The following is a 7,012-nucleotide window of genomic DNA, read 5'->3' as shown; positions in this document are numbered from 1 at the left end:
ATCGCCAGCGCGGGAGTCGATGTCCGCGGGAGAGTCGAACTGGACCGTGTCCCGGTCCGCCGAATCGGCTGCGGGAGACGGGTCGCGTGGAGGAAGATCGTCGGAGGTGCGACGGCGCTGGGTCGCGGCGGCGAACTCGGGCTCCGCCACGTAGGCCTCGTCGGGATAGTCGTCGACGGGATAGCCGGCGTCGTCGGTGTAGGGGTCGTCGGCGAACGGCTCGCCGGCCGGTGCGGTGGATCGTGCGGCCGCGCGCCGGGCGGACGCCGCCTGGCGCGCGCCGACCACCAGGAAGACCGCGGCCAGCAGGCTGGCCACGATCGAGCTGATCAGCAGGTTGCTCGACCCGCCGGTGATGCCCAGCACGAGCAACGCCACCGCGACGAGGATGAGCAGGAGACTAGCGACAATCACGGCTCATCCTCGTCGTCGAAGACTTCGAAAACCGGCGGGGAGGGAGATCAGCGCCCGGACTCGATGGAGTTGGCGCGGCCGCCGCCGTACGAGCTGGCGAGGCCGGCCGCGGCGAGACCACCGCTGCCACCGACGGCCCGGCCGGAGTCGGCGCGCGACATCTCGGCCTCGAGGCCCTGGCCCCGGCCGTCGAGGTCGCGCAGCTGGCTCTCGAGGTAGGCCTTCAGGCGCGTGCGGTACTCGCGCTCGAACTGCTTGAGCTCCTCGATGTGCTTCTGCAGCGCCGTGCGCTTGGCGTCCAGGCCACCCATCGCCTCCTGGTGGCGCTGACGGGCGTCACGCTCGAGGGCGTCCGCCTTGGCGCGGGCCTCGCGGGTGACCTCCTCGGCCTTGGAGCGGGCGTCGGAGAGAAGCTTGTCGGCCTCGCGGCGCGCGTCGGCGACGTGGTCGTCGGCGGTGCGCTGGGCCATCATGAGCACGCGCAGCGCCTGCTGCTCGCCGTCGGCGCCGCCACCGGTGGCGCCACCGCCGACCGGGCCCGCGGCGCGGACCTGCTCGAGCTCGGCCTGCATCTGCCGGGCGGCCTGCTCGGCCTGCGCCTTGTCGCGCTGCACCCGGTCGAGCTGGGCCTTCACTTCGTTGAGCTCGGCCGCAAGGCGCGGGTCGGCGCTCGGACCGGCTGGTGCGCCACCCCGACCGCCGCGCTCCACCTGGGCGCGCAGCTCGTTGTTCTCCTCGATCAGACGGGCGAGCTCGCGCTCGACCTCGTCAAGGAAGGCGTCGACCTCCTCCTCGTCGTACCCCCGCTTGCCGATCGGGGGCTTCTTGAAGGCGACGTTATGCACGTCGGCCGGGGTCAGCGGCATCGAAACTCCTCGGGTCAGTCGCGGCCGCGGTGGGGCTGCTGTCTAGCTAGCTGAAGTTCACTATCAGGTTTTGCAGCACGAACCTCATGAGCACGAACAGGATAACCAGCAGCACGATGGAAGCCAGGTCCAAGCTCACGTTACCAATGCGCAGCGGTGGGATCACACGCCTCAACGCCTTGAGGGGCGGATCAGTGACGCTCCACACCGTTTCCAGTGCCGCCGACGCCCCTCGACTGGGTTGCCACCGGCGCCCGTACTGAAGTACCGCACCCAGCACGAACCTGGCAAGCAGGACGAGAAAGAAGATATAAACCAGCAAATACAATATTTGGAACACGACCGAGAGCACGGTGCTCGAGTCCTCCCCCATATGGGTTAAGCCGGGCGCCGAGGCCGTCAGCCCTGGCTGAAGAACCCGCCTTCAGCGATCTTGGCCTTGTCCTCCGCGGTGACCTGGACATTCGCCGGTGAGAGCAGGAACACCCGGTTCGTCACGCGCTCGATCGTACCGCGAAGGCCGAAGGCCAGACCGGCCGCGAAGTCGACCAGACGGCGGGCGTCACCCTCATCCATCTCGGTGAGATTGATGATGACCGGAACGCCGTCCCGGAAGTGCTCTCCGATGGTGCGGGCCTCACGGTACGTGGTCGGGTGCAGCGTCGTGATCTGGTAGCGCTGCTCCTCCTCGGCCTGGCGCGGCGCCGGCTGCGGCTGGTGCACCGTCTGCGGGGCGAGCGCGAGGTTCTCCCGCGTCGAGTAGTTGTGCACGGACGAGTCGTCGGCGCCGGCACCCGAACGGGTGATGGAGCGGACACTGGCGCGCTCGGTGCGCTCGACCGGCTCGTCGTCGACGTCGTCGTGCGCGGAGAGGCGGCTCGACAGCCGGCCGGCGCGCTCGGTGCGGGCCCGAGGCACCGTGCGCTCCTCCTCGAACTCCTCGTCCTCGTCGTCGAAGTCGGTCTCGTAGGCGCCGGCGGAGTGGCGGCGGTCGCGCCGGTGGTAGGAGTCGTCGCGGTAGCCGTAGTCGCGGTCGTCGTCCTCCTCGACGAGGCCCAGCCAGACGCCCGCCTTACGAACAAAGGCGCTCATGCCTTCACCCCATCCCGCATCCGAGCGTGAGCTCGCTCGGCGCCGACCCGACCAGCCATGTGCCCCCACCTTCGTCCGCTGCGCGGAACGCACCCCCTGCGATCCGCTGTCCCCCCTCGCACCTCAGCGGCCGGTCCGATCAGGACCGCACGCTGCGGCGACGCCGCGTCGTCGGACGCGGGGCCACCTTCCCCGGTAGCGCCGCGCGTAAACAACACCTATGTAGTTTGCTGCCCGCCGCAAGGCTACCGCAGCGGGTTTCGCATTCCGAGCAAAGAAGTGCCGATCCGGACGTGTGTCGCACCGTGCCGGACGGCCGCCTCGAGGTCGCCGCTCATGCCCGCCGAGACGGTGGTGACGCCCGGATGCGCCTTCACCAGGCGCTCCGCGATCACCGCGAGCTGCTCGAACGCGCGGTCGGGGTCCCAGCCGAGCGGCGCGACCGCCATGAGCCCGCCGAGGCGCAGGGTCTCCGACGCGGCGATCGAGTCGGAAACCCGCCAGATGTCGTCGCCCGCCGCGCCCCCACGCGCCGGGTCGCCGTCGATGCTGACCTGCACCAGCGCCTCGAGCGGCTCGGGCCGGCCGGCGGCCGCGCGGGCGAGCGCCACGGCCAGGCGCTCCGAGTCGACCGACTCGACCACGCCGGCGTACGAGACGACCGAGCGCGCCTTGTTGCGCTGAAGCCGGCCGATGAAGTGCCACCGTGGCCGCGCACCGGCGGCGGCCACCTCGGCGGCCTTCGGCGCGGCCTCCTGATCGCGGTTCTCGCCCACGTCGGTGACGCCGAGCCCGGCGAGCAACACCACGTCGCTCGCCGGGTACGTCTTGGTCACCGCGACCAGGTGCACGGCGTCCTCCGGCCGCCCGGCCGCCGCGCAGGCGCGGGCGATCCGCCCGCGCACCTCGGTGAGGGCCGCGGAGAGCTCGGCCCTGCGATCGGTCACCGCCGTCAGGAGCCGTTCTTCAGGAAGTCCGGCACGTCGACGTCGTCGAAGAGCACCCGGCGCGGCGTCGGCGTCGTGGTGGCGGGCGGCGGCGTGACCGCGGGAGCGGCCGGTGCCGTGGCCGGCACGGACGGCGCGGCCGGCTGCTGGACGACCTTGCGCGCCGGCTCGGACGGCTTGTACGAGGGCGAGCCCCCGTCGAAGCCGGCCGCGATCACCGTGACGCGCACCTCGTCGCCGAGCGCGTCGTCGATGACCGCGCCGAAGATGATGTTCGCGTCCGGGTGCGCCGCGTCGGTGACCAGCTGCGCCGCGTCGTTGATCTCGAAGAGGCCCAGGTCGGAGCCGCCGGCGATGGAGAGCAGCACGCCGCGCGCGCCGTCCATGCTCTGCTCCAGCAGCGGGCTGGAGATGGCCCGCTCGGCCGCCTCGACCGCGCGGTTGTCGCCGCGGGCGCTGCCGATGCCCATGAGCGCGCTGCCCGCGTTGCTCATGACGCTCTTGACGTCCGCGAAGTCCAGGTTGATCAGGCCGGGCGTGGTGATCAGGTCGGTGATGCCCTGCACACCGGAGAGCAGCACCTGGTCGGCCTGGCGGAACGCGTCCATCATGCTGATGCCGCGGTCGCCGAGCGCGAGCAGCCGGTCGTTCGGGATCACGATGAGCGTGTCGCACTGGTTGCGCAGCTCCTCGATGCCGGACTCGGCCTGCACCTGGCGCCGCTTGCCCTCGAACGAGAACGGCCGGGTGACCACGCCGATGGTCAGCGCGCCGAGCTTGCGGGCGATGTTCGCCACCACGGGCGCGCCGCCGGTGCCGGTGCCGCCGCCCTCGCCGCACGTCACGAAGACCATGTCGGCGCCCTTGAGCACCTCTTCGATCTCGTCGCGGTGGTCCTCGGCGGCGTTCTTGCCGACCTCGGGCTGCGCGCCGGCGCCGAGGCCACGGGTGAGCTCGCGCCCGACGTCGAGCTTGACGTCGGCGTCGCTCATCAGCAGCGCCTGCGCATCGGTGTTGATCGCGATGAACTCGACGCCCTTGAGCCCGACCTCGATCATGCGGTTGACGGCGTTCACGCCGCCGCCGCCGATCCCGACGACCTTGATGACCGCCAGGTAGTTGTGGGGAGGTGTCATGGGCTCTCAGCCTTCCCTTCCAGGGTTAGTGGATGCCGTTAGGCCCCGGCGCGGTCCGGCCAGACCACGCGTCGGCATCCGCTGCCGTACAAGGGAGGGCGAGGAAACCCTCACCCTCTACTAGAGGCTTAGGGTTATGTCAACCACTGAAGCCTCTGGTGGCAACGTAAGCGGGTTTCCGACGTCAACCAAAGACCCGGCGCGGCGTGTCGGCGTCCGCTTACGTGGCGAAAATCCGACGGACCCGTAACCTCGACCAAAAAGTGCCGTTTGGGCGTGGATGTCCGCTTAGCGGAAATGTTAGCGGATCGTCACGACCGACGGCACACTGACGTCGATCTCGTGGCCGGCCCGCTTCAGCAGCGCCGTGGCCACCTGGCTCTTGGTGTCGCTCTGGGTGTCGTCGCCCCACACCACCGTGCGGTTCTTCTTGAGCTGCAGCTCGATCCGGGCGGGCGCGGCCACCGACACGGCGACCAGCTGCTCGCGCAGGTCCTCGCTCAGGGCGGAGAGGACGGTCAGCGCCGACTTCGTGTTCACGTCCTGCGGCCCCGGCGTCGCGGTGCGCACCAGCGGCAGCCCGGCCGGCTGCTGCTGGACCGTGCGGTACGGCACACCGGAGCGGTCGATCAGCGAGAACTGGCCGGACGTGGGCACGGCGGCCACCGGAGTGCGTTCCACCACCTCGACCACCAGAGTGGAGGGCCAGCTGCGCCGCACCACCACCCGGTCGACCGCGGGCAGCGTGCGCACCTTGGCGCGCACGCTGTCGAGATCGACCCGGGCCAGCGGCTCGCGCTCCGGCACGGCCGCCGCCTGCTCGATCTGCAGCGGCGTGAGGAACTGCGTGCCGACCACCTTGACCTCGCGGACGCCGAGCATCGACGTGCCGTAGAGGATCCACGACACGATGCCGGCGAGGGCGAGGACACCCGCCGCGACCGCCCACGGCAGGACGGCGCGCAGCTTGCGCTTGCGGGCGCGGGCCATGAAGCGGCGCGCCGAGGCGGGCACCGCGTCGGTGTCCGCCCGCACGAGCCGCCAGTTGCGCCCGCCCCCGCTCATCACGCTCCTAGCGCTCCTCGAGCCCGTTGCCGCTGGGCTGCGCGGGCGCCGGCTGGAGGTCGGCCTCGGCCAGCGCGGCGAGCAGCTCGTCGCCCATCAGCGAGATCGGCGGCGCGCCCATGGTCACCACGACGTCGCCGGGGCGGCTGCGCCGGACGACCTCGGCCGGCACGTCCTCCCAGTCGGGCACGAAGATCTTGTGGTCGGCGGGCAGGTCGACGGCGGCGGTCAGCGAGACTCCGCCCTCGCCCGGCCCGCGCACCTCGCCCGGCCCGAAGACCTCCATGACGATCGCCTGGTCGGCGAGGCTCAGCCCCTCGGCCAGCTCGGCCTCGAGGTCGCGGGTGCGATAGACGCGGTAGGGCTGGAAGACCACCAGCAGCCGGCCGTCGCCGGCCACCTCGCGCAGCGTGCGCAGGGCGGCCTTCACCGAGGTCGGGTGGTACGCGTACTCGTCGTAGACCCGGACCCCGGCGGCGATGCCCTTGCGCTCGAAGCGGCGGCGCACGCCCGGGAACGACGCCAGCGCCTCGACGATCTTGTCGAGCGGCAGGCCCAGCCGCAGCGCGGTGAGCACGGCGGCCGCGCTGTTGAGGCCCATGTGCTTGCCGGGCAGCGCCAGCCGGATCTCGCCGAGCGGCTTGCCGTCGAGCTCGGCCTGGTAGCGCACGCCGCTGACCGTGGACACCACGTCGGTGATCCGGAGATCGGCCGACGCGCTCTCGCCGTACGTGTAGACGGTCTTGCCCTTGCTCTTGAGAGCCGCGATCAGCTCCTGCGTGCCCTCGTCGTCGGCGCAGGTCACGACGAAGCCGTCGGGGGCGGCGAGCTCGGCGAACTGGAGGAAGCCGGCCTTGAGCCCGTCGAGGTCGCCCCAGTTGTTGAGGTGGTCGCCCTCGATGTTGGTGATGATCGCGACGTGCGGGCGGTAGATGAGGAACGACTTGTCGCTCTCGTCCGCCTCGGCGACGAAGTGCGGACCGGTGCCGTGGTGGCCGTTGGAGCCGGCCTCGGAGATCTCGCCGCCGATCACGAAGGACGGGTCCTGCCCGGCGTGCTGGAGGATCACCGTCATGATCGACGTGGTGGTCGTCTTGCCGTGCGTGCCCGCGACGGCAATGGTCTGCCGGTTGGTCATCGCGGCGGCGAGCGCCTCGGAGCGGTGCAGCACCCGCAGGCCACGGCGGCGGGCCTCGACCAGCTCCAGGTGGTCGGCCGGGATCGCGGTGGAGTAGACCACGGTGTCGACACCGTCGAGGTTCGACGCGACGTGGGCCATGTGCACCGTGCCGCCCAGGGCGCGCAGCCCGGCCAGCGCCGGCCACTCGCGCAGCTCGCTGCCCGAGACCGGGACGCCGCGGGTGAGCAGCAGCCGGGCCAGGCCCGCCATGCCCACCCCGCCGATCCCGATGAGGTGCACGCTGCCGAGGTCCTCGGCGGTCAATTCGCCGGCCGGCCTCAGCTCCGCCGTGTTCACAGTCCTGCTCCCTTG

7 protein-coding genes and 1 pseudogene are annotated in these 7,012 nt (G+C 71.4%); all 8 read right to left on the bottom strand.

Features of this window, described 5'->3' with window-relative positions; genetic code table 11:
- A pseudogene (locus Ade02nite_RS38920) lies at window positions 1–414 on the bottom strand (hypothetical protein); the annotation flags it as partial.
- Window positions 415–461: 47 nt separating this feature from the next.
- Entirely contained in the window at window positions 462–1,280 is an 819-nt protein-coding gene (locus Ade02nite_RS38915; protein WP_203774919.1) for a DivIVA domain-containing protein, read from the bottom strand.
- A 46-nt stretch (window positions 1,281–1,326) separates the two neighbouring features.
- Window positions 1,327–1,632, bottom strand: coding sequence for a YggT family protein (locus Ade02nite_RS38910; protein ID WP_203774918.1), 306 nt, complete (start codon window positions 1,630–1,632; stop codon window positions 1,327–1,329).
- Between the two features lie 47 nt (window positions 1,633–1,679).
- Entirely contained in the window at window positions 1,680–2,372 is a 693-nt protein-coding gene (locus Ade02nite_RS38905) for a cell division protein SepF (protein WP_203774916.1), read from the bottom strand.
- A 245-nt stretch (window positions 2,373–2,617) separates the two neighbouring features.
- Window positions 2,618–3,328 carry a YggS family pyridoxal phosphate-dependent enzyme gene (locus Ade02nite_RS38900; protein ID WP_203774933.1) on the bottom strand — a complete coding sequence of 237 codons (711 nt, stop codon included), beginning with the start codon at window positions 3,326–3,328 and terminating at the stop codon, window positions 2,618–2,620.
- Window positions 3,325–4,455, bottom strand: a complete 1,131-nt coding sequence (gene ftsZ / locus Ade02nite_RS38895) for a cell division protein FtsZ (RefSeq protein ID WP_203774914.1) — start codon at window positions 4,453–4,455, stop codon at window positions 3,325–3,327. Before ftsZ ends, Ade02nite_RS38900 begins: the two co-directional genes overlap by 4 nt.
- Before the next feature lie 300 nt (window positions 4,456–4,755).
- Window positions 4,756–5,520 (bottom strand): cell division protein FtsQ/DivIB, encoded by a 765-nt coding sequence (locus tag Ade02nite_RS38890; RefSeq protein ID WP_203774910.1) that lies wholly within the window; start codon window positions 5,518–5,520, stop codon window positions 4,756–4,758.
- A 7-nt stretch (window positions 5,521–5,527) separates the two neighbouring features.
- Entirely contained in the window at window positions 5,528–6,997 is a 1,470-nt protein-coding gene (murC, locus tag Ade02nite_RS38885; protein WP_203774908.1) for a UDP-N-acetylmuramate--L-alanine ligase, read from the bottom strand.
- Window positions 6,998–7,012: the final 15 nt, after the last annotated feature.

The organism is Paractinoplanes deccanensis, assembly GCF_016862115.1.
Lineage (GTDB): Bacteria > Actinomycetota > Actinomycetes > Mycobacteriales > Micromonosporaceae > Actinoplanes > Actinoplanes deccanensis.
This window is presented reverse-complemented; position numbering and strand designations above follow the sequence as displayed.